Source organism: Streptomyces sp. NPDC021020 (assembly GCF_044333285.1).
Classification (GTDB): Bacteria; Actinomycetota; Actinomycetes; order Streptomycetales; family Streptomycetaceae; genus Actinacidiphila.
On sequence record NZ_JBIRQQ010000005.1, the window covers coordinates 715,559 to 736,674 of the forward strand.

Genomic DNA, 21,116 nt, shown 5'->3' on the forward strand with positions numbered 1-21,116 from the left:
AGTAAGACTTCCCGGCCGGTCCACCGTGCGACGCCCGTCGTCACGTCCGTGCCCGGCCTTACAGCGGTTCGCCGGGGATGGACAGATACGCGTCGCGGAGCGCGGCCAAGGTGGGGTTCTGCGTCGGCAGTTCGGTGTCGTCGATGGCCGACAGGGCACGGACACCGATTGAGGTGTTCGTGGCGAACGCGGCTGCCATGGCCTTGGCCTGGTCGAGGGTGACGGTGGCGGTGCGGTGCTCGATGCCGGTGGCGTGCTGCTGCAGCAGGGCCATGGTGACGCCGGGCAGTACGGGAGCCTGCGGCCACACCACGGCGCCGTTGCCGTCGACGAAGGCGGCGTTCCAGGTGCCGCCCTCGGACACGAGTCCGTCGCGGCCGACGAACAGCGCGTCCTCGGCCCCGGCGAGCTGGGCCGCGCGGCGGGCGTGCAGGGCGCCGAAGAGGCCGCAGTGCTTGACGTGGGGGAGGTCGCGCTCGTACTGCACACTCATGGCCCGCAGCGGCGCGGGAGGCAGCTTGCCGGCCGGGCGGACGGTGACCAGGACGCTCGGGTTCTCGGCGTCGGCGGGGTGGCCCATCTCGACGGCGGGGTCATAGATCGTGACGCGGACGACGCACGGCCCGGCCTGCCCGTCGAGGGCTTCGCGGACGTGGTCGCGGACGCGCCCCGTGTCGAGGTCGGCGCCGTAGACGATCCTGCAGTCCCGTGCGAGGCGTTCCATGTGCAGCGTCAGCCCGCGGATGGTGCGGTCGGCGTCGACGCGCATGGACGTGAAGTGTCCGTAGTTCGTCAGGGCCAGGGGCAGGACGTCATCGGCTGTTGCGGGCTTCTCGTCGAGCGTTGCCATGCCGCTCAGGATGTCAGGGTCCCTTGCCGGTACGGCACCCTGAACTGCATTACTGACGAGTCAACTTCACTGGGACTTCCTTCCCTCTTGCGCGCCGCAAGGTGTTCGCTTGTCACCGAGTGACCACGCTTGGTGACTGAACGGCCAGCCGCTCCGTGCGGCGAGCCGATGCGTCATACAGGAGAGTCTCGTGCCCCATACTGACCCATGAACAGGTCAGCTGCCCTGCCCTATAGGCGGTCTGACGCCATGACTGGTAATCGCGCCAATCGACTACCTTGTTGTGATGGGTTATGAAAAAATCGGCGGTCAACGCTCCCTTCGGGCGCTGCTCCTCTACCGTGCTCCCGTATGCAGGGCCGTATTGGCGCGAACGTGCCAATCAGTAGGGTGGGGGCCCGTGCAATCCTCAACTCTGGCTTACCTGCTGGTGAACTCCCGGGGCATGAGTTGCGACGTCAAACGGAGTTGTCGGTGATTGGTTGACGCCACCATCCGGTGGACTTGAAGCAGCTCATGAGCCAGTGTGCTTCCGCGTCATCCAGAATGATGTGACCGACCATTGGAATTGGCGAGAAGCGAAGCATCCATTCTTGGATGGGTATGGGTTCCCAATCGAGATCATGGTGGAGCAGTACAGAGTACGGGTCACCGCGACGTTGCCAGAAGACCATTGGTTCGAAGACCTCGTTCTCGAAGGGCTTCACGATATCGTCCGGAGCGAACTCGACGTCGGCCATGTCTGCCCATCGGCCGACTCCTTCGCGCTCTCGGGTAAGGCGCCATCGCATGGCCTGTTCAAAACCAGCCATATGTGCGTCATCTAGGACGGCCTCGGATTCCACAACGATTGATCTCAGGGGCTTCCGTAGCGCCTGGGCGCGTCGAAGTTGGCGAGTAGCGTTTGCCCAAAGGAGACCGCCGCGTTCTGGGTCGTGAACCACACAGAGGACGGGGAGATTGCCGTCGCGCCAGTTCTCCGTGTGATCGCCGACTTTGACTCGATGCCCTCTTCTGGTCCGCACAGAGGCTCCGCCCTTCACCTGTACGAGAAAGGCGTCCTCTGTGCGTTGTCCCTCGCGGACGAGGGTTACGTGCAGATCTTCGCCGTGGTCGTTGCTGCCATCGATCTCTTGCACGATGTGGCTATGGCGCTCCAGTAGTGCACGAACCTCATTCACCGCCGCGCGTCCGATACGTCGGCTTTCAGGCACCTTCGGCATCTGCCCCCCTCGCGTGTTTGCGAGGCCAGGCTAACGACAACCACCGACATCGGGCGTGGACCTGCTGCGTTGCACGAGTCCGACAGCCCCGGGACAACCGCGGTTGACCTGTCGGGCAAAGCGAACTCTTCAAACCGGACGGCTGCTCTGCAACCTCTCCCAGCAACTGCCTAACTGAGCTTCTTCAGCGTTGCCGCTCCAGAGTGAGGACGGCCTTGGCGATTGACGTCATGCGGTTGGGGCTGCACCGCGATCGGCGGAAGATCCGCCAGGACTTCAGCCGTGCGACGCCGCGCTCGACGGGTGCCCGTGCTGCGGCCAGGGCGCGGTTGAGGGTCTTCTCGGTGGGGGTGAGTTCCTGCAGGGGCTTGCGTTTGATGCCGGTGGTCAGCCAGGGGCCGGCGCCCTGGTAGGCGAGGTCGGCCAGGATGGGGACGCCTTGGCGTTCGCATGTGCGGATGATGCGGTGGGTGCGGGCGGCGGTCAGGTCGTGGGCTCGGCCCGGCAGTGCGGGTGAGAGCCACAGCAGTCGGCCTTCCGGGTCGGTGACGACTTGGACGTTCACGCCGTGTCGGCGGTGCTTGGCCGAGTAGTCGGCCCGACTGTCGCGGACCCGGTCGCACTCGGCGAGGGTGCCGTCGAGCAGGACGAACTCGGGATCCGTCTCGCGCAGGACCTTCAGCATGCCCGGCGCCCGCTCTGCGAGCAGGGTGATGACCGTGCTGGTGTAGGCGTGGGCGGTGGCCTCGCTGATCCCGAACCCGGCAGCGATCTTCGCCAGTGTGGTGTGCTCTCGTAGATAGACCAGTGCGACCATCGCGCGATGCGACGGGCGGAGCTTGCAGCGGCGGTCACCCTCGCGGGTGACGATGAGCATGGTGACCCACTCCACGAGCCCGTGGGGCAGGTCGAGTGCGGCAGGATAGATGACCAACGAGGCCTCCGAGCAGCGTGATTGAGACGTCAGACATCTCGATCAACAGCCCGGGGGCCTCGCCCGTTGCGGCTCACGGCCATCACCCGATCGGTGGCCACCTCGAAGAAGCTCACTGACCGCTGAACTGATCGCCCCAAGGTACGACGCCGCGCTACCAGCCGCGGTACCGCGCCACCCACGTACCTCGATGTCTCGACGTTCGTGCCCGGCCACTTCAGAGGATCACATCAGGGACGAGGCAACGGGTGGACGGGGGAGCTGTGGGTCCAGGCTGTGTCGAACTGCTGGAGGGCGATGGAGTAGAGCAGTCCGGGTGCCCGGACGTACAGGCAGGGGGAGTTCCTGCCGTGCGTGGAGCTGCTGTAAAAGGTCAGGAAGGCGGCTCGGTCTGTCGCGATCACGCGGCAGGTGTTGGGCAGGTTGAATTCGCGGAGTTCGACATTGCCTCGTGCGGACGTGACGTGGGTGAGGTAGTCCATGTTCGTCCGTACCTGGCCTCTGAGCAGGGTCCGGGTGTAGCCGGGATCGAACCGCTGCACGTCGTGTGAGCGCTGGTCGAGCCAGGAGTTCTGCCGGGCCTGGGAGTCGGGGAGCAGGACCTGGACGGAGTCGGGTGAGAACTCCCCGGTCCACACTGGGGAGAACGCCTCGCGGGTGAGCACGTTTCCGCGCCCCGCGAGGACCTTGATCCAGCGGGCGCGCTCAAGGTCGCGTGCGATGTCCCGCTCGGCGGACGCTTGGCGTCGGTAGACGCGGCGGAGGCCGGTGCCGGTGAACGACGAGCAGGCGGCGATCAGCCACCACAGTGGACGTGAGCCGCGGAGGAGGCCGAGCCCGAGGGCGATCGCGCTGGCTGCCAGTGAACTGACTATCCCCAGGAGGAAGGGGGTCATGCGAACCATCTCCTGTGACTGCGTGATGTCGCTCGTCAGGAAAGCGGTGAGCAGATGAACGGGATGAGCTCCCGCAGGACGTGCGCAGCGTTTCGGGCCGCGAGTTCGTGATACCCGTGGCCCTTGTTCTCGTCGGCGTTGTCGGACACGCCTCTGATGACGATCCAACCGGGGTTCTCCGCACCGCGGACGGAGTGCTCCTGCCAGTACTGGCTGAGCCCCCCGGCTTCCATGTCCACGGCCAGGACCTTTTCGTGGTAGGTCTTGAGGTAATGCCGGATCTCGCTGTCCCCGTCCGCGATGACGGCTTCGCCCGACCCGATCAGCCCCGGGTAGACATCGAATTCCTCCCTGGCGCGCGAGCGGAGCCGGCGGCGCAGGTGTGCCGGCATTCCGTTCTCCGCGAAGAAGGCGTTGACGGCGTGGACGACCGGGGCCGGTGCCTGGCGGTGCTCCCCGCGGTGCCGGACCTCACCGTGCGGGTTGATCTTGCGGTGCTCGTAGTAGACGACGTCGGTGGAGACGATGACGTTGCCGATGCGGGCGCGCTCGCTGTCGATGCCCCCGCCCACGCCGACCATGGCCCACAGCCGCGGCGCGTAGCGGTGGTGCAGGTTCTCCAGGGCGGCCATTGCCGAGCGCTGGCCCGGGCTCTGGCTCTGGGTGGCCACGATACTGACAGTCGAGTCCGGGCTGTCAAGGCTGCCCTGGTAGAAGTAGAGGCCGCCGGGTTCCCTGTGGCGCCGCAGGTCCAACTCGTCTACCACGGAGCGTAATTCTTCGCTGAGAATGGTGACCACCCCGATGTCCCATGTGGCTGTGGGCTCGGCCTCTCCCGAGCTGCCGCTCGCTGGGGTGTCGATGCGAGGAGGAACGGCCTCCCCGAAAACCCTGGCGTTTTCTCCGACAGCGTTGTTGCTGAAGTGGTTGCCGTTCCCCTTGCTGACAATGCCTCGGTTGTCGGTCACTGATTTCCTCCTCCGCTGGGTGCGCCGGAGCCCACGGGCTGATTCCCCGCGACGCCGACGTGGGCAGAGTCGCCCACCGCGTTGTTGTTGAAGCTGTTGTTGTCGCCGAAGTTGAAGATCCCGCTGTTGATGATCTTCATGGCCCGATTGGTGAACTCGGATATGTCCACGTCCTTGGTGGAGAGGAAGTCACTGGCGGCCCGGAGCAGCCTCCGCTCGATCGTCTTCATCTGTCCAAGGATCTCGCTCTTTTCCAGTTGCACCTTGGACCACGCCTGACTCGACGTCTCCCTGATGCTCACCCGGCTTCCTACCAGCAAGTTGCGTCTCGGCTCGCTGGTGAGGTCGCGAGGGAGCACGGCAGCCTTGCCCAGAGCGCCGAGGTGCCGGACGACCCGCCACGACTTCTGAATCTCCTTCGGCAGCGCTCGCAGTTCGCGGAACGCGGACCAGACCACGGCCATGGCGCCGTGCTGACCGAATTCCTCGGTCCGCTGGAAGGAGCGCGGCGTGTGGGCGAGAACGCAGGCCGCCATGGAGATACTCAAGGTCCTTCCTTGGACGTTGACGCGCAGCAGGACGGTCGCCACGTATTCCGACCCCGCCATGGGGGTCGTGACTTCGAGGAAGTGGTGCCGCCTGGTTCCCGGGGTGTTGATGACGTCCCGCAGCTCGGCCTCGTCCAAGGGCCGGGCGAGAAGGGACGGGTCCGCCGCCACATCGGTCTCGGCCACGTAGACGCGGTCGCGTACTTGGGTGGGAAGCCGGACTTCCTGGCTGTCGGTGTCGAGCAGTCGCACCGCTTCGCGCAGGTGGTCGACCAGCTCGTGCGCCTGGAAAGGCGGTTCCCGGTGTTCCAGGTCATGGAGCGATGCGCCGTCGTCGTCGCTCGGGCGCAGCAGCTGGATGCCCATCGGCGGGTTCCACTGGTAGATGAGTTCACCGGCCCCGATGAAGGGCGATGTGTCCCCGAAGAGGGTGAAGAAGGTCAGATCCTCCTCATCGTTGTCGTCGTCCTCGCTGTGGCGGGGCCGGCGGTAGACCGCGCAGGCGTGACGCTGCTGAAGGTCCGCCGCCCGCTGCCGACCGGACAGGCGTCCGGGCCGGAGATTCTGCGCCCGGTAGATGTGGTTGAGCATTAACTGCCTCGTGGCGCCTACTCCCAGGCACACAACCACCATGCCAGCGGCGACGGCCAGGGCCGCCAGCGCCTGGCTCGGATCGGAGACCGCGACGGCCGCGCCGGTCGCGGCGACCGAGAGCGCGACGACGCGGATCCGTCGGAACACGGGCGGCTTCTGGGTCTTCCTGTCGGGAAAGAGCAGACCGAGGAAGTCGCTGTTGATGATCGCGTGTTCCCACTCGCGGCGCTTCGACACCTTCTTCGGCTGCCGCTCCCGATCGGCTTCCCGCAGCACCCTCGTGACGCGCAGCAGCCAGAGCAGGGCGAGACCGCACCCGACGAGGACGGCGCACGGCAGGGCTCCGGTCAGGGCCGGGACGACTACCGCTCCCACGAGAGCCGAGCGGAGGACGGCGGACAGCGCCGCGGCCCGCCAGGCGTGGCGCATGACGGGGACGATGTCGAACCCGTAGGAGGGGGCGACCCTCCGGTACGGGGCAGTGCACACCTCGTCGATCACGAGGTCACGGAACCGCTCGTCGACGTATACGCCCGCGCATAAGTGGCGGGTTGCGGCGGTGGGTTCTCCGACCGATTCCTTGGCTGGCAGTGCATGTGCGGTGATCATGCTGTGCCCCTACCTCGCAGGGTTAAGGTCCATGAGACCATAAATGCTCGGCATCTTTAAGTCAACATGACCTTTAGGGAATCTGATGAACGACCGGATGGAGGGTTCCGCCGAGGTGGAGCCATCGTGGGTGACCGTGGACCTGGCGATCTTCACCGTCAGGAGCGATCGGTTGATGGTGCTCCTGATCGATCGCGGGCGGGAGCCGTACCTCGGCCGAGCCGCGCTGCCCGGCGGCTACGTCCGTAAAGGCGAGACCCTTCGTGCAGGGGCGCTGCGCGAGCTGCGGGAGGAGGCCGGGATCGACGGCAGCCAGCTCCACCTGGAGCAACTCGGCGCCTACGGGGATCCGCCACGCGACCCGAGAGGGCGCGTGGTCACCGTCGCCTACCTCGCCCTGGGGCCGGACCTTCCCGTGCCCGTGGGCGGCACCGACGCCGAACGCGCCTACTGGACTCCAGTAGCAGAACTCCTCGGCGCCACCGACCACTTGGCTTTTGACCACGCCGATATCCTCGCGGACGCCTTGGAGGAGGTCCGCAGGAAGCTCGAGTACACCGCCATCGCCACGGCCTTCTGCGGGGAGTCGTTCGCGTTGAGCGAGCTGCGTACGGTCTACGAGGTGATCTGGGGGCAACCCCTCGACCCGAGCAACTTCCGCCGCAAGGTACTCAACACCAAAGGCTTCGTGCGCCCCACCGGAGAACAGCGACTACCCCCCACCGGCCGCCCAGCCGCCCTCTACAACCGTGGGGACGCATGGCTGCTCAGCCCGCCGCTACTTCGGAGCGGTGGGCCCAGCGCATAGGTCCAGTGCGGGTTCGGTCCCGCGCCTGTGGCCAGCACACCGATCGGCTCCGGTTTTCCGCGAACCGGCCATTTGACGTTGATTCCCGCACGATGCGGGGTCGCCGTTCGAATCGCGTTCCGGGTCGATGGGGCGCCAGGCGTGGTCCAGCGGCTCGTCCTCGGCTGGCGGGCGGACGTACTTCCGTCCGTGCTGGTCGCAGGCGCCGAAGCTTTGGTAGTTGCGCTGTGCTTCGATGAGGGAGACCCGGTTCGCTCCGACAGCGGCGGTTGGCCAGCGGAACTGGACGTCGTCGTCCTCCCAGAAGCAGATGGGGCAGATCTCGAAGGAGCCGGGCATTGCGTCAAGGACGCGGTGCCCGCAGCAGGGGCAGGGGTAGCGCTCGCTCACCCCAGGAGCCTCGTTGAAGACCCGGCCGGCGCGCCACACATTTGCTCCCGCGGTCGTCCGACCGGTCCGCAGGACACCCGTAAACCCCCGTCGGAGGCCAACGCATGCCAACACCAGATTGCCTGGTCAGAGCCACGATCGGCGCTCCGCCGCAGGTCAGGTCCGGCCCGGATACGTTCCGGTTCAACGTGTAGCGGACGCGTCGGACGGCGCGTGGTGGTGCCGAGGGCCTGCCTCCGTGGACGGTTCTCGTCCGCGGAGGCAGGCCTGTTTGCGCTAGGTGGTCAGGCCGCGTCGTGGTAAAGGCTGTAGGCCTGCTGGTCGGTGAGGGCGCGGTCGTAGTGGCGGGCGTCGGCGACGGAGCCGGTGATGGGGTCGGTGAAGGTGCCGTTGGTGAGGGCTCGGCCGATGGTGAGGCTGTTGCGGGCGTCCCAGGGGGTGGTGGGGTAGGCGGTGGTGCTGGCGAGGGTGCCGTTGACGTAGAGGCGGATGGTGGGGTGGGTGGGGTCGGTGGTGGTGTCGTAGACGCCGGTGAGGTGGGTCCAGGTGTTGGCCGCGGGGGTGGGGATGGCGGGGTTGTCGGTGGACTTGGAGCGGATGAGGGTGGGGTTGGTGGTGTCGGCGGTGGACCGGGTGAAGGTCCAGGCGTGGAGGGTCGTGGAGTAGGAGAGGGCGAAGGCGTAGCTGTTGGTGGTGCCTTCGGACAGGACGGCCTGGTTCTTGCCGAGGTCGGTGACCTTGGCCCAGGCGGAGACGGTGAAGCTCGCGGTGGTGTCGATGTCCCAGCGGGAGGTGGTGATCGAGCCGGTGCCGTCGAGGGTGGCGGCGGGCATGGCGCGGCCGGTGGTGTCGGTGCTGGTGCCCCAGGTGACCCCGCTGGTGGCGGTGGCGTGGTTGACGTTGACGGCGTCGTGCGCGGTGGTGCCGCTGGTCTCGTCGAGCTTCCACTGGTTGGTGGGGCCGGCCTGCGGGGGTGTCCAGGTCACGGCGGTGGACTTGTCGCACGCGGCCAGCGTGAGCTGGGTGCGGTCGGTGGTGGAGGCGCCGGGGTCGGCCAGGCACAGTCCGGAGTGGGGGTTGCGGACCTGGCCGTCGGGCAGGAGCTGCCACTGCTGTGCGGGGGTGGCGTTGCAGGTGTAGAGCTCGACGGGGGAGCCGGCGCTGATGCCGCCGGAGACGACGTCCACGCAGACGTTGCCGTGGGCACCGGGGCGGATCGTCTCGTTGGGGTAGACCGTCCAGTTCTGGGACGGGCTGCCGTTGCAGGTGTAGATCTCGACGATGGTGCCGCTCGTCGGGGCGCCGCTGGGGTCGTCCGCGCACTTGCCCGCGACCTTCGACGTCAGCGGCCCGGAGGGCATGGCGGACGGCTGGGCCCAGCCGATGTCGGTGATCTGGGCGGGCGTGAGGGCGGTGTTCCAGGTCTGGACGTCGGAGACCTGGCCGTTGAAGTAGCTGCTGTGGGCGCCGTTGTAGAAATACTCGCCGATGTCGAAGGGGCCGGTGGCCTTCCAGGTGGTGGTGTGGGTGACGGTGCCCTGGAGGGCTCCGTCGATGTAGAGGGACATGGTGGAGGTGGCGGGGTTGTAGGTGGCTGTCACGTGGGACCAGACGCCGGCGATCGCGGAGTGCGGGTGCGATGTGGTGATGTCCCAGGCCGCTGTGGTGTTGTCGCCCTGCGGCATGGCGAAGCCCCAGACGCCGTCGGTGGGGTTGGTGTAAAGCTCGAAACCGGGGACGACGCTGCCTTCCTGCTCGACGACCCGGTTGCCGATGGCGTCGGGCTTGACCCAGGCGGAGACGGTGAAGGCCGTGTTGGTGGTGACGGCCTGTCCGGTGGCGGTGAGCACGCCGGTGCTGGTGCCGTCGAGGTCGACGTCCGGGCTGTGCAGGTCGTCGCTGTCGTTCCAGACGGCGCCGGTGCCGCCGCCGTGCAGGGCGAGGGTGCCGACGGTGTCGGCCGCGGTGTCCACCGTGCCGTCGCTGCTGTCCGAGAGCGGCCAGGCGTGGGCGGCGGGCGCGAGGGTGTGGGTGGGCTGGGAGGCGAGGCTGCTGTTGGTGAAGATGCGCGGGGTCACGGTCCCGGTGGAGCTGACAGTGCGCAGGTCCGGGGTGCCGTCGCCGTCGAGGTCAGTGGCCTGCAGGACGGGCAGCGCGGCGGCGGTGTAGCCGCTTGCGGCGATCTGGACGGGGGCGGCGGGGGAGCCGAGAGCGAGGTTTTCCAGGTCGGCGGGGGAGTAGTAGTAGAGGGCGCCGCTGGTGGTGTTGCGGGCGAACATGCCCGGCAGGCCGTCGGTGGTGAGGGCGGCGGTGATGGTCCAGCCGGTCCAGTCACCGGTACCAGTGGGGCTAGTGGCGGAGATCGGGAGGGCGTTGTCGATGCCGCCGAAGGCCCCCGGGAAGGGGAAGCCGGGTTCGTCCCAGAGCTGACCGTTGTCGATCAGCAGCAGATCGGGGTAGCCGGTCGCGGGTTCCCCGTTGAGAACGTGGTACAGGTTGCCGCCGGTGGTGACGCTGGTGGCGGTGTTTCCAGCTTGATCGACGAACACCGTGTAGTTGACGTTGATCTCGTCACCGCTGTAAGGACTCAGCGGTGATCCGTCGCCGTTGCCGTACAGGATGATGCCGTAGGCGGTGGAGGGGTTGTAGTCGAGGACGTCGTTGAATCCGGCTCCGGTGCCGAAATGCCCGGTGACGGCTTGGGTGCCGTCCCAGTCGGACGCCGAGCCGGTCAGGCTGGTGCCGGTGCCCTGCGTGCCGAGGTTGGTGGCGGCTGCTGTGATCTGGCCGGCGGAGGTGCCGTTGACGAGCCACAGGCCGCTGGGCAGGCCCGCCTGCTTGCCGACGACGGTGAGGTCGGGTGTGCCGTCGCCGTTCATGTCGCCGTCGGTGGCGGTGGCCGGGGGCGAGGCGTAGATCACGCAGTTGCCGCTGTCGCCGATGTTGCCGCCGGGCGAAAGGGCCGTCACGTAGAGCACGTTCGTGCCCCGGGTGGGGGTGATGCTGAGCGTGGTGTCCATGGTGTTGACGGGGGCCGCGCCGTTGAGCTGGTAGATGTAGCTGGCCGGTGCCGTGCCTGCGCTCGGGGAAAGGGTGAAGGTGGCCGGGACCCCGACCTGGTAGTTCGCCGTGCTGTCGGGGTCGCTGCACTGCAGCCCGGTGGAGTCGGTGACGACCGGCGCGCCGGGCCGGGAGTTGTCGAACTGGAACTTGCACGTCGAGGACGTCGCGGAGGTGTAGGTGCCGTCTGATGTGGTGACGTTCCAGGAGACGCCCAGCAGGGAGCCGCCTGCCGCGGATTCAAGCACGGACTTCTTGAGGATGTATGCGGCCGTCTTGCCCGAGAGGGCGGAGACGGTGGCCTTGGCGATCTGCGCGCCGCCGGTGGTCTTGGTGGCCGTGAACGTCGCGGTGAGGTTGCCGCCGTCGGGATCGGAGACCTTGGCGTAGAGCGTGACGTCGCCGTCACCGACTGTCTTTACAGCGCTGCAGCTCGTGGCGGGAGAGGTCGTCAGGCCCGACGGGGTGTTCGGCTTGTGGTCGTAGGTGGTCGAGATCGACAGGGTGGTGTGGTCGAACTTCTTCCACCCGTACTTGTCGTCCTCGTCGCTCGCGCGCAGGCCGAGGGTGATGCTGCTCGCGGTCTTGGCGTTGGCGATCGACTGCATGGCGGACTTGATGTCCCAGCCGATGGAGTGAGCGGGGCAGGCGGAGCCGTAGCCATAGGCCTCGGTCTGGGTGTCGAGCTCGGTCTGCCACGTCGGCCGGTGGTTCCAGGTGGTGTCCCCGGAGATCGCCCCGGTCTGCCACACCTCGACCGGTGTCTTGGTGGTGCACGAGGGCGCGTAGGTCTCGGTGGCGTAGAAGGTGGACGACACGATCGTCGCACCGTAGATCTGGCTGCTCACCGACAGCCGGGCGAAGGCCTCGGCCTTGTAGAACTCGTCGTCCGGCCAGCCCTGGTATCCGACGCGCAGCTCGCGGTCGGTGCCCCAGTAGCTGGTGTCGGGGTGGTGGGAGTCGACGTAGGTCCAGGCCTGTAGCTTGCCGCCGCTCGCGGAGTAGGACGGGTCGATGTAGACGGGGTAGACCGTCGAGTCGCCGGTCAGGACGTTGGCGTCCGTCGTGAGCCGGATAGCACCCGAGGCGTACTCGGCCTGGACGGACGCCACGTGGGCGTTCGTTCCGGGGGCCTGCTCGCTGGAGGTGGCTGGGTCGCCGGAACCCGACGCGGGCGAGTCCGTGCCGTCCTCACCTGCGAGAGCGGAACGGGCAGCGACGCCGGATTCGGTGGTGGCCGAGTCCCACATGAGGGGGGCCGGGGCGGAGAAGACGGTGGCGCCGGAGGTGTCCTTGGCCCTGATGTTGCCGGCTGTGTCGGCGGACAGGCTGAGATTGCGGGCGTTCGCCGGGAAGTTGAGGGTGGCCAGCGCCGGGTTGGCTGCCGCCTGGGCGTTCTTGACGACGAGGACTTCGGAGAACCCGCCCTGGGTGTCGGCGGTGACCTTGAGGTCGACGTCCGGGAAGACATCCGAGTAGGTGGCGCTCGGGCCGTCCAACGAAGGCGCCGGCAGGGATGTGATCGAGGTCGGTAGCGACAGCGACAGCGACCGACCGAAGTCCTTCATCTCGGCCAGCGGCCCACTGCCGCCACTGGACAGCGTGAGGGAGTCGGTGGTCAGAGCAGGAGCCACGGTTCCGTCCGAGCGACGGACCAGGGTGGCGTCGAGCGGCTTCCACGCGCCGTCGGCGTATTTACGCACCGGTGCCACGGACTCGGTGCGGGTGAACGTGCCGTCCGGGTTGGCGACTTCCTGGACGGTCGGACTGGTGGCCGCGTCCACGGTCACGGCCTTGCCGATCGCTTGTGCCTTGAGCGAGGCATGCGGCCCGTCCAGCGGGGCGGTTGACGATGAGTCGGACGAGGTCGGCGGCGGTGTGTCGGCACTCGCGGGCGAGTACCACCCGCTGAGGGACAACGCGCTGACCGTCGCCGCGAGGACGACGCCGAGCACGCGGCGTTGAGGACGTGGCTTCACGTGACAGTTCCCATGACTCGTTGAGACGCGGCCTGACCCTGATACGGGCAGGTCGGCCGGTTTACCGCATCAGTGGACAGCGAGTGAAGGCTCTGCGAACGAGAAGTGTGCGAAGAAATGCCCCACTGATCCATTATTGCGACGAGAATCGTATTCTGATCGTGACGATTCGAGGGTCGCTATGGGAGTGATGACTGATTTGCGCCCGCAGGGGTCGAGGTCGAGGGAATCTGATCGATGGCGTGGGCAATTACCGGAAAAACCCTCGCTCGCCTGGGTGTTTTGCTGCCTCGTTGTGGGGCGTTGGCCGATTACCAATGGGCGGAATGGTAAAAATATGGCCGGTTTGCACACTTCCTTCATGATGACTTTACGAAAACATTACATTTTCAAGTCGGATATTCCGGACATGAGGGGCTCGGCTTGAACCTCTTCGCTATGCGATAGTCATCGCCGTTTCACCGGTTCGTCGTGTGCCGGGGGTTGGTCATGCCTGCTTGCAGGTGGTTTGGACAGATGGGACCGGTGTCGTTCATGGGGCGGGTTGCGTGGTTCGGCCGCGGGTTTGAGCCTGTGCGGTCTCGGAGCAGATGGATCGGTGCCGCTGCGGCGCTCGCGGTCACCGTGTCCTTGGCGAGTGCGAGCCCGGCGGTGTCGTCTCCCGGCCGCGCCGGTCCGCCGCCCGTGCACGACGTCAAGCCGGTCTCGCACGTGACGAGCCTGAAGGCGAAGAAGGTCAAGGTCGCCGACGACACCAAGCGGGCCTTCCACGCCAAGCCTGTCCACTGGCCCGCAGCCGCCACCGCTACGGCCGATCTCGCCGTTCCGGCGGGCAAGGCGGCCTCGGGCGCGAAAGCCTCGGCGTCCGGAACGCCGGTGTGGGCGCGGGCCGTTGCGCCGAAGAAGGGCGCGTACAAGGGCCCGGGCAGCGTCGAGGTCACGGTGCTGCCGCACGGTGACGCGACGAAGCTCGGTGTCAACGGCGTCGTCTTCAGCGTCGCTTCGGCCCTGGGCGGGTCCGGGGACGTCCAAGTCGGCGTGGACGCGGGGTCGTTCGCCCCGGCCTATGGCGGCAACTACGCCTCCCGCCTCAAGCTCGTACGGCTCCCGGCGTGTGCGCTGACGACGCCGGACGTGGCGTCCTGCCGTACGCAGACACCGCTGCCGACCGCCCACGACGGCGCGGACACGGTGGCGACGACGCTGAGCCTGGCCGCAGTCCCGTCGTCGCAGCCGGCCGCGGCCACCGCGACGGTGCTGGCGGCGACCGCTTCCACGGACAGTGGTGCGGGGACGTATTCCGCGACGTCGTTGAAGCCTTCGGGATCGTGGTCGGCGGGTGGCTCGTCGGGTTCGTTCACTTACGGCTACCCGGTGTCGCTGCCGGGCCAGTCAGGGAGTCTGCAGCCCACGGCCGACCTCGGCTACGACTCCGGTGCGGTGGACGGCCAGACCGCCTCGACGCAGGCCCAGGCCTCGTGGGCGGGTGACGGCTGGAGCACCCCGGACTCCTTCATCGAGCAGACCTTCGCCTCCTGCGCCGACGATCCGGAGGGCACGGCCTCCCCGGTCGTGACCGGTGACGAGTGCTACGCGGGCCCGCTGCTGACGCTGTCGCTGAGCGGTTCCTCGACCTCGCTGGTCAAGGACGACAAGACCGGCGACTGGAAGCCCGCGGCCGACAACGGCGAGGTCGTCAAGCACGTCACCAACTCCGCCAACGGCACGGGGACGTACAACACGGACTACTGGACGCTCACCGAACGGGACGGCACCGTCTACCAGTTCGGCCGCAACCAGCTTCCCGGCTGGAGCTCCGGCAAGGCCACGACCAACTCCGTCGACAGCATGCCCGTGTACTCGGCGCACTCCGGAGACCCCTGCTACGACGCAGCGGGCTTCACCTCGTCCGTGTGCACGATGGCCTACCGCTGGCACCTGGACTACGTCACCGACACCCACGGTGACGCAATGGCGTACTACTACCACCAGGACACCAACTACTACGGCCAGGACAAGGGCGCGCACGACGTCCCGTACGTCCGCGACTCCTACCTGGCCCGGATCGACTACGGCTTCCGTGACGGCGGCGCCTACGGCACCGTGCCCGACCAGGTGGTCTTCACCACCGCGCCCCGCTGCACCCTCGCCACCTGCGACGCCCTGTCCAGCAGCACCGCGGCGTCCCAGTACCCGGACGTTCCCTTCGACCTGGTGTGCGCGCAGGGCAAGGACTGCGAGCAGCAGTCCCCCTCGTTCTTCTCCACCGTCCGTCTGGCGTCGATCACGACGAACCAGTACTCGGTCGCGGCTGGCAAGTTCCAGCCGGTCGACACCTACACCCTGCACGAGACGGAGCCGGCGACCGGCGACGGCACCTCGCCGACCCTGTGGCTGTCCTCGATCACCCACACCGGCAACCACGCCTCGCCCGGCGGCACCGCGACCGCGATCACCATGCCGGACGTGAAGTTCGCCGGTATCGACCTGCAGAACCGGGTCGACACCTCGGACTTTCCCGGCCTGTACCGCTACCGCATTTCGGCGGTCACCAACGAGATGGGCGGCGTCACCTCGGTCCACTACGGACTGCCGGAGGAGTGCACCGCCGCGTACGTGGCGAGCGCCTCGGCATCGAGCAACACCAAGTCCTGCTACCCGGTGGTGTGGACGCCGAAGGACTACGCCGCACCGATCACGGACTGGTTCGAGAAGTACGCCGTCACCCAGGTCTCGCAGATCGACAGCACCGGCGGCGCCATCGAGCAGGAAGCGTTCTACGACTACACCGGCGGCGCGGCCTGGCACCACGACGACAACGAGGTCGTCAAGCCCAAGTACCGCACCTGGGGCCAGTTCCGCGGCTACGGCACCGTCACCACCCGCACCGGCGACGGCTCCGACGACCCGCAGACCAAGTCGGTGGCCACGTACTACCGCGGCATGGACAGCGACTGGCTCTCAGCCTCCTCGACCCGTTCGGTGACGCTCACCGACTCCCAGGGTGGCCAGCACACCGACAGCGACCAGCTCGCCGGCAGCCCGCTGGAATCCACGGATTACCTCGGCGACGGCGGAGCCGTCACCAACTCCACCGTCAGCTCCTACTGGGTGTCCCCGGCGACCGCGACCCGCGCCCGTACCGGCATCCCGGACCTGACCGCGCACGCCGTACAGCCCGCCGAGTCCTGGACCCGCCAGGCCCTCACCGACGGCGGCACCACGAAGTGGCGCTACACCGAGACCGACACCACCTACGACACCGCTCTCACGAGCGCGACGTTCGCCCTGCCGCTGCGCGCGTACGCCCACACCGTCCCGGTGAACAGCGCGTACGACCAGTGCACCTCCACCACCTACGCCCCGGCGAACACCGCGAAAAACGTCATCGGGCTGGTCTCCCAGCAGGAGACCGACTCCGTCGCCTGCTCCGGCTTCGCCGAGAACAGCGTCGCCAGCGTCCCCAAGTCCCTGAACAGCCTGGGCGCCCCGGCCTCCGTGACCCGCCCGGACCAGGTCGTCTCGGCGAGCCGGACCTTCTACGACGACCCGACCTTCGCCACCACCTTCCCGCAGGCCACGACGCCCACCACCGGTGACGTCACGATGGTCCAGAACGCGTCCGGCTACGTGGCCGGAGCCTTCACCTGGCTCACCAGCAGCCGCGCCACGTACGACACGTACGGGCGCGCAACTGCTGCCTACGACGCCAACGGCAACAAGACCAGCACCGCCTACACCCTCGACACAGCGGGGCTGACGACCTCGACAACGGTCACCAACGCCAAGGGCCAGCGCGCGAGCACCACACTCGACCCGGCCCGCGACCTGACCCTGACCACCACCGACGCCAACGGACTGGTCAGCACCGTCCAGTACGACACCCTCGGCCGCACCACCGCCGCCTGGGCCCACAACCGCCCGACCAGCCAGCCAGCCGATGCGCTGTTCACGTACACCGTGTCGCAGACGGAACTGTCGGGGGTGACGACCAAGACGCTGAACGATGCGCTGGGCTACGTCACCTCTGTCTCGCTCTCCGACTCCCTCGGCCGCGAGCGGCAGACCCAGGCCCCCACCCCGCAGGGTGGGCGCCTGGTCACCGAGTCGGTCTACGACTCGCACGGCTGGGTGCGTAAGAAGAACAACGCGTGGTGGGACAAGGACCACTTCCCGGCCCTGGACATCGCGTCGGCGCAGGACTCGGAGATCGCGAACCAGGACCTGTTCACCTTCGACGGCCTGGGCCGCACGGTGGTGGACGAGTCCGACGCGTACTCGGTTCCGAAGCAGACCACGACCACCGTGTACAACGGCGACACCACCACGGTCATCCCACCGGAGGGCGGCACGGTCAAATCGACCACGACCGACCCCATGGGCCGGACGGTGTCCGTCGCCTCCTACAGCACACCGCCCACAGTAACCAAGCCGGCGAACACCTTCACCGGTCTGTGGTCGGTCAGCGGCGGCACGTCCAACGCGATCACCTACGGCTACGACGGCCACGGCAAACAGGACACCGTCACCAGTGGCGGCAGTACCTGGTCCACCACATTCGACCTGCTGGGCCGCGCCGTCGGCAAGACCGATCCGGACGCCGGTGAGAGCAGCATGCTCTACGACGACAACGGCAACGTCACGCAGACCACCGACGCCCGGGGTAAGAGCACGTCGTTCGTGTACGACGCGCTGGACCGCAAGACGGCCCAGTACGGGGCGCCGCTGGACGCGCAGGCGTCGGCGAACCAGGTCGCGTCGTGGGTGTACGACAACGACAACGTGGTGGCCGGGGTCACCCACGCGATCGGGCAGCTCACCACCGAGACCTCTTACAGCGGCGGGTCCGCGTACGTCACCCAGCAACTCGGCTTCAACGCCTTCGGCGAATCACTTGGCGAATCGGTCACCATCCCGGCCGCCGAGGGCACCGCACTGGGCAAGACCTGGACGATCAAGCACACCTACAGCGACCGTACTGGCCTGCTCTACAGCGACAACTACCCGTTGGGCGCCGGCCTGCCGGCGCAGATCGTCCAGCACACCTACAGCACTGCCCTGGACCTTCCCGCCGGTATCGGCGACACCTCCTACGGGTACGGCCAGGACACCACGTACTCCGCCTACGGGCAGGTGCTCCAGGAGAAGATCGCCAGCGGCACCAACCCGTCGTACCTGACCAACACCTACGACCCCCACACCGGTGCGCTCACCGACCAGCTGCTGTCCCGGACCACGATTCCGGCCGCACTGGACGAAGAGGCCTACACCTACGACCCGGCCGGGAACATCACCCGGCAGACCAGCACCCGCCTGGGCAACACCGCGGCGACCGAGACCCAGTGCTACACCTACGACCACCTCGACCGCCTCACCCAGGCCTGGACCGCCACCGACTCCTGCGCCGCCCAGCCCACCGCCGCCGCTCACGCGCAGGTCGGTGACCAGCTCGCCGGCGGCACGGCGTACTGGACGAGCTGGACCTTCGACATCCTCGGCCAGCGCACCAGCCAGACCGAGCACGCCACCACCGGTGGGGCGGACACCACCACGTCCTACGGCTACGACGAGAACGGCAAGGACCAGCCCCACACCCTCACCAGCACCCAGTCCACCGGCGGCAGCACCGCCGCCACGTCGTACACGTACGACGACGTGGGCAACATGGTCACCCGCACCACCCCGGCCACCGGTACCCAGACCATGGCCTGGGACGACACCGACCGCCTCACCCAGATCACCACCCCTGCCTCGGGCACGACCTCGTACGTCTACGATGCCGACGGCAACGTCCTGCTCCAGAAGGACCCCGGCAGCACCGTCCTGTACCTGCCCGGCCAGCAGATCACCCTCAACACCGCCACCAACACCACCACCGGCGTCCGCTACATCGCGCTGCCCGGCGGCGGCACAGTCGTCCGCACCGGCACCGGCGCCAACTACGGCTTCGAGTTCGGCGACCTGCACGGCACCAACGGCATCCACCTCGACAACACCGCCCAGAACCCGGTCTGGCGCCAGTTCACCCCTTACGGCGACACCCGCGGCCCCGAGGTCAGCTGGTCCGACAACCGCGGCTTCCTCAACGCCCCCGACAACCAGACCACCGGCCTCACCCAACTCGGCGCCCGCCAGTACGACCCCACCCTCGGCCGCTTCATCAGCCTTGACCCCCTCTTCGAAGCCACCGACGACCAACTCCTCAACGGCTACACCTACACCCGCGACAACCCCATCGGCCAAGCCGACCCCACCGGCCTCCGCCCCCTCGGAGCCTGCGACGGCGACTGCAAAACGGGCTCTTCGCAAGCAGCCGGCTATTTCGCCGCGCATCCCAAGGAAAGAGGCACGCCCCTCCCGCTGAAGTACGGCGTCACGTCCCCAGGCGACGGTGGCGGCCTTATACCGTCGCCACTCGTTGACACCTCAGATTCTACGGCATCACATAAACTGCCCAATCCTAGCCCCAATGCACCCGCTTTTCCAGTTCCTAGCTGGGTGCAAACCCCTCGTGACCCGCTACTCTCGATGATTTACGGGATGTCCCCAATCCCCGACGCTGAGAGTTGCGCAAACGGTGCGGCGTGGGGATGCACGATGACCGGGATTACGATACTCACTCTCGGGGACAATTCCGTACTGAAGGGCCTCTCGCGAGCGCTGACAGAACTTGTGGCTGCCGGTAAATTCGTGGATGCATCTAAGCGGCTAGGCGACATACATGATGCGATCATCGAGACGAATCTCAAATGGATCAGAGATTTCAAAGACTACCACGCCTACTCAAAAGATAAAGCGATTGGGGCCGGGGTTTTCCAGAATGTCGAAACTGGCGAGTCTGTGACCTATAGATCTATCAGCGGCAATAAAAAGTATGATGGATTTGTTGATGTGCCGGAGGATCCGGTTTTTCACCCGCACCCTGTCAAGGGTGGTAAGATCCCTCGTGATACCGACGCCGAGTACAAGATCCTTGAGGACGTGGCTGCTAGGCTCGGAGATAAGACTAGTACGAGAGGCGTGCTTACAATAACTACAAACTTCAATGCTTGTGGATCCTGCCAGGATGTCTACAGGGAATTTTCCCAGAAGTATCCGAATATCTGGCTTCGCATTGGAGTGGGGTAAGTGGAGTAGTCTTTTGTGGAAGAAGGTAACTGGCTTGGGTGAGCAATTCTCTGATCTTTTCGACGGGGACCGGGCGTCCGATTTTGCCGAAGTCCTGCGCCGGTACTCGGCCCGTGGGGTGTTGGCCACTGCGCCTATCTCAGGGCTTAGTGACAGTCAGCTCTTTGCGGTGGAGCTGGATCAAGGGGTGAGACTTCCCGCGGAGTATGAGCGTTTCCTGAGGTTTATGGGCTTGGAGGCGGGGGGACTCTTCGGAGCTGAAGTTATTCTATTCCCAGATATCCTAGGGATCAAAAGTCGCGCACGGGATATGGTGGCTGAATTCGGAATAGATGTTGACTTGAGTGATGCATTGGTCTTCGCTTCACATCAAGGGTACATGTACTTCTATATGAATCCTGAAGATGGAGTAGGTAATCCACCAATCTTCTGCGTGGCGGAATCGCAATCGATTCCTGACTTCACTGCAAATTCTTTTACGGAATTTATTTACGACTTCTCTCTGTCGTAGTATCGGCGCAGTCCGGTGACCGGTGCTACTGAACTTGATTGGGTGATGTCGGGGTCGTTCGCCTGGCAGTTGGGTGCTGGCACCAGTAGCCCTGGGGTGTGAGGTATGCGCAGGGCGGCGGGTTGACCGACGCCGAGAGAAGCACGCGGGAGCGGTTACGGCTCCAGGCTGTGGAGCGTTTCGAGGGCGGGCAGAAGAACGCGGAGATCGCCGCTGCCCTGCGGATCAGCGTTCGGTCGATCGAGCGATGGCCCCGAGCCTGGCGCGAGAGTGGAGAGGTTGGGCTCCTGCCGAAGGGGTCGCCGGGAAGACCGGGCGGCTCAGCGAAGCCCAGATCGCCAAGCTGGAGCGGGAATTGGAGCGCGGCCCTTTGGCTCACGGGTGGACGGACCAGCGATGGACCCTGGCGCGGATCAAGACGCTGATCGGGCGGCTGTTCCATGTCTCCTACGCGGTCGAGGGCACCTGGCAGCTGTTGAAGCGGCACGGCTGGAGCTGGCAGCACTACGCCGGCGTCCTCGGCAGTACTGAACTTGATTGAGTGATGTCGGAGCCGTTCGCCTGACGGCGGTGGGTGGGCTCCGGTAGCTCTGGGTTCGTGAGGTACGCGCAGGGCGG

At 66.7% G+C, this 21,116-nt stretch carries 13 protein-coding genes; 5 read left to right on the forward strand and 8 right to left on the reverse strand.

Translation table 11 applies throughout. The features are described from left to right. Positions 1-58 precede the first annotated feature (58 nt). The 6 genes from ACH4SL_RS18465 to ACH4SL_RS18490 all read right to left on the reverse strand — a co-directional run bounded on the left by ACH4SL_RS18465 (position 59) and on the right by ACH4SL_RS18490 (position 6,622). Positions 59-850 carry an aminotransferase class IV family protein gene (locus tag ACH4SL_RS18465; RefSeq protein ID WP_398446593.1) on the reverse strand — a complete coding sequence of 264 codons (792 nt, stop codon included), beginning with the start codon at positions 848-850 and terminating at the stop codon, positions 59-61. Positions 851-1,308: 458 nt separating this feature from the next. Next, the gene (locus tag ACH4SL_RS18470; RefSeq protein ID WP_398446596.1) at positions 1,309-2,073 is read right to left on the reverse strand and encodes a DUF4365 domain-containing protein; all 765 of its coding nucleotides are present in this window, start codon (positions 2,071-2,073) and stop codon (positions 1,309-1,311) included. A gap of 184 nt (positions 2,074-2,257) precedes the next feature. Then, complete coding sequence (locus ACH4SL_RS18475; protein ID WP_398446598.1) at positions 2,258-3,007, reverse strand: transposase family protein; 750 nt, start codon at positions 3,005-3,007, stop codon at positions 2,258-2,260. Positions 3,008-3,237: 230 nt separating this feature from the next. Next, positions 3,238-3,903: a hypothetical protein gene (locus ACH4SL_RS18480; RefSeq protein ID WP_398446600.1), complete on the reverse strand. Its 666-nt coding sequence runs from the start codon at positions 3,901-3,903 to the stop codon at positions 3,238-3,240. A gap of 35 nt (positions 3,904-3,938) precedes the next feature. After that, the gene (locus tag ACH4SL_RS18485; protein WP_398446602.1) at positions 3,939-4,871 is read right to left on the reverse strand and encodes a hypothetical protein; all 933 of its coding nucleotides are present in this window, start codon (positions 4,869-4,871) and stop codon (positions 3,939-3,941) included. After that, positions 4,868-6,622: a hypothetical protein gene (locus ACH4SL_RS18490; RefSeq protein ID WP_398446604.1), complete on the reverse strand. Its 1,755-nt coding sequence runs from the start codon at positions 6,620-6,622 to the stop codon at positions 4,868-4,870. Before ACH4SL_RS18490 ends, ACH4SL_RS18485 begins: the two co-directional genes overlap by 4 nt. 85 nt (positions 6,623-6,707) lie before the next feature. On the opposite strand from ACH4SL_RS18490, the gene ACH4SL_RS18495 reads away from it, so the two are divergent. Beyond that, complete coding sequence (locus tag ACH4SL_RS18495; protein ID WP_398446606.1) at positions 6,708-7,430, forward strand: NUDIX hydrolase; 723 nt, start codon at positions 6,708-6,710, stop codon at positions 7,428-7,430. On the opposite strand, the gene ACH4SL_RS18500 is transcribed toward ACH4SL_RS18495, so the two are convergent. After that, the gene (locus ACH4SL_RS18500; protein WP_398446608.1) at positions 7,401-7,934 is read right to left on the reverse strand and encodes a CPCC family cysteine-rich protein; all 534 of its coding nucleotides are present in this window, start codon (positions 7,932-7,934) and stop codon (positions 7,401-7,403) included. The two genes, ACH4SL_RS18495 and ACH4SL_RS18500, sit on opposite strands and share 30 nt — an antisense overlap. A 170-nt stretch (positions 7,935-8,104) precedes the next feature. Further along, entirely contained in the window at positions 8,105-12,859 is a 4,755-nt protein-coding gene (locus ACH4SL_RS18505; protein ID WP_398446610.1) for a LamG-like jellyroll fold domain-containing protein, read from the reverse strand. Between the two features lie 684 nt (positions 12,860-13,543). On the opposite strand from ACH4SL_RS18505, the gene ACH4SL_RS18510 reads away from it, so the two are divergent. From ACH4SL_RS18510 to ACH4SL_RS18525, 4 genes are all read left to right on the forward strand, one after another. Further along, positions 13,544-19,987, forward strand: coding sequence for an RHS repeat-associated core domain-containing protein (locus ACH4SL_RS18510; protein WP_398446612.1), 6,444 nt, complete (start codon positions 13,544-13,546; stop codon positions 19,985-19,987). A 34-nt stretch (positions 19,988-20,021) separates the two neighbouring features. Further along, the gene (locus tag ACH4SL_RS18515) at positions 20,022-20,498 is read left to right on the forward strand and encodes an SMI1/KNR4 family protein (protein WP_398446614.1); all 477 of its coding nucleotides are present in this window, start codon (positions 20,022-20,024) and stop codon (positions 20,496-20,498) included. 170 nt (positions 20,499-20,668) lie between these two features. Further along, positions 20,669-20,923: a helix-turn-helix domain-containing protein gene (locus ACH4SL_RS18520; protein WP_398446690.1), complete on the forward strand. Its 255-nt coding sequence runs from the start codon at positions 20,669-20,671 to the stop codon at positions 20,921-20,923. Continuing rightward, a complete protein-coding gene (locus ACH4SL_RS18525; RefSeq protein WP_398446616.1) occupies positions 20,869-21,039 on the forward strand; it encodes a winged helix-turn-helix domain-containing protein in 171 nt (56 codons plus the stop codon). The genes ACH4SL_RS18520 and ACH4SL_RS18525 overlap by 55 nt, the downstream gene beginning before the upstream one ends. Positions 21,040-21,116 lie beyond the last annotated feature (77 nt).

Excerpts from the sequence above, each read along its gene's own strand:
- ACH4SL_RS18465 (WP_398446593.1), bottom strand. The coding sequence starts at position 850 with ATGGCAACGCTCGACGAGAAGCCCGCAACAGCCGATGACGTCCTGCCC.
- ACH4SL_RS18490 (WP_398446604.1), bottom strand. The coding sequence starts at position 6,622 with ATGATCACCGCACATGCACTGCCAGCCAAGGAATCGGTCGGAGAACCC.
- ACH4SL_RS18480 (WP_398446600.1), bottom strand. The coding sequence starts at position 3,903 with ATGACCCCCTTCCTCCTGGGGATAGTCAGTTCACTGGCAGCCAGCGCG.
- ACH4SL_RS18470 (WP_398446596.1), bottom strand. The coding sequence starts at position 2,073 with ATGCCGAAGGTGCCTGAAAGCCGACGTATCGGACGCGCGGCGGTGAAT.
- ACH4SL_RS18495 (WP_398446606.1), top strand. The coding sequence starts at position 6,708 with ATGAACGACCGGATGGAGGGTTCCGCCGAGGTGGAGCCATCGTGGGTG.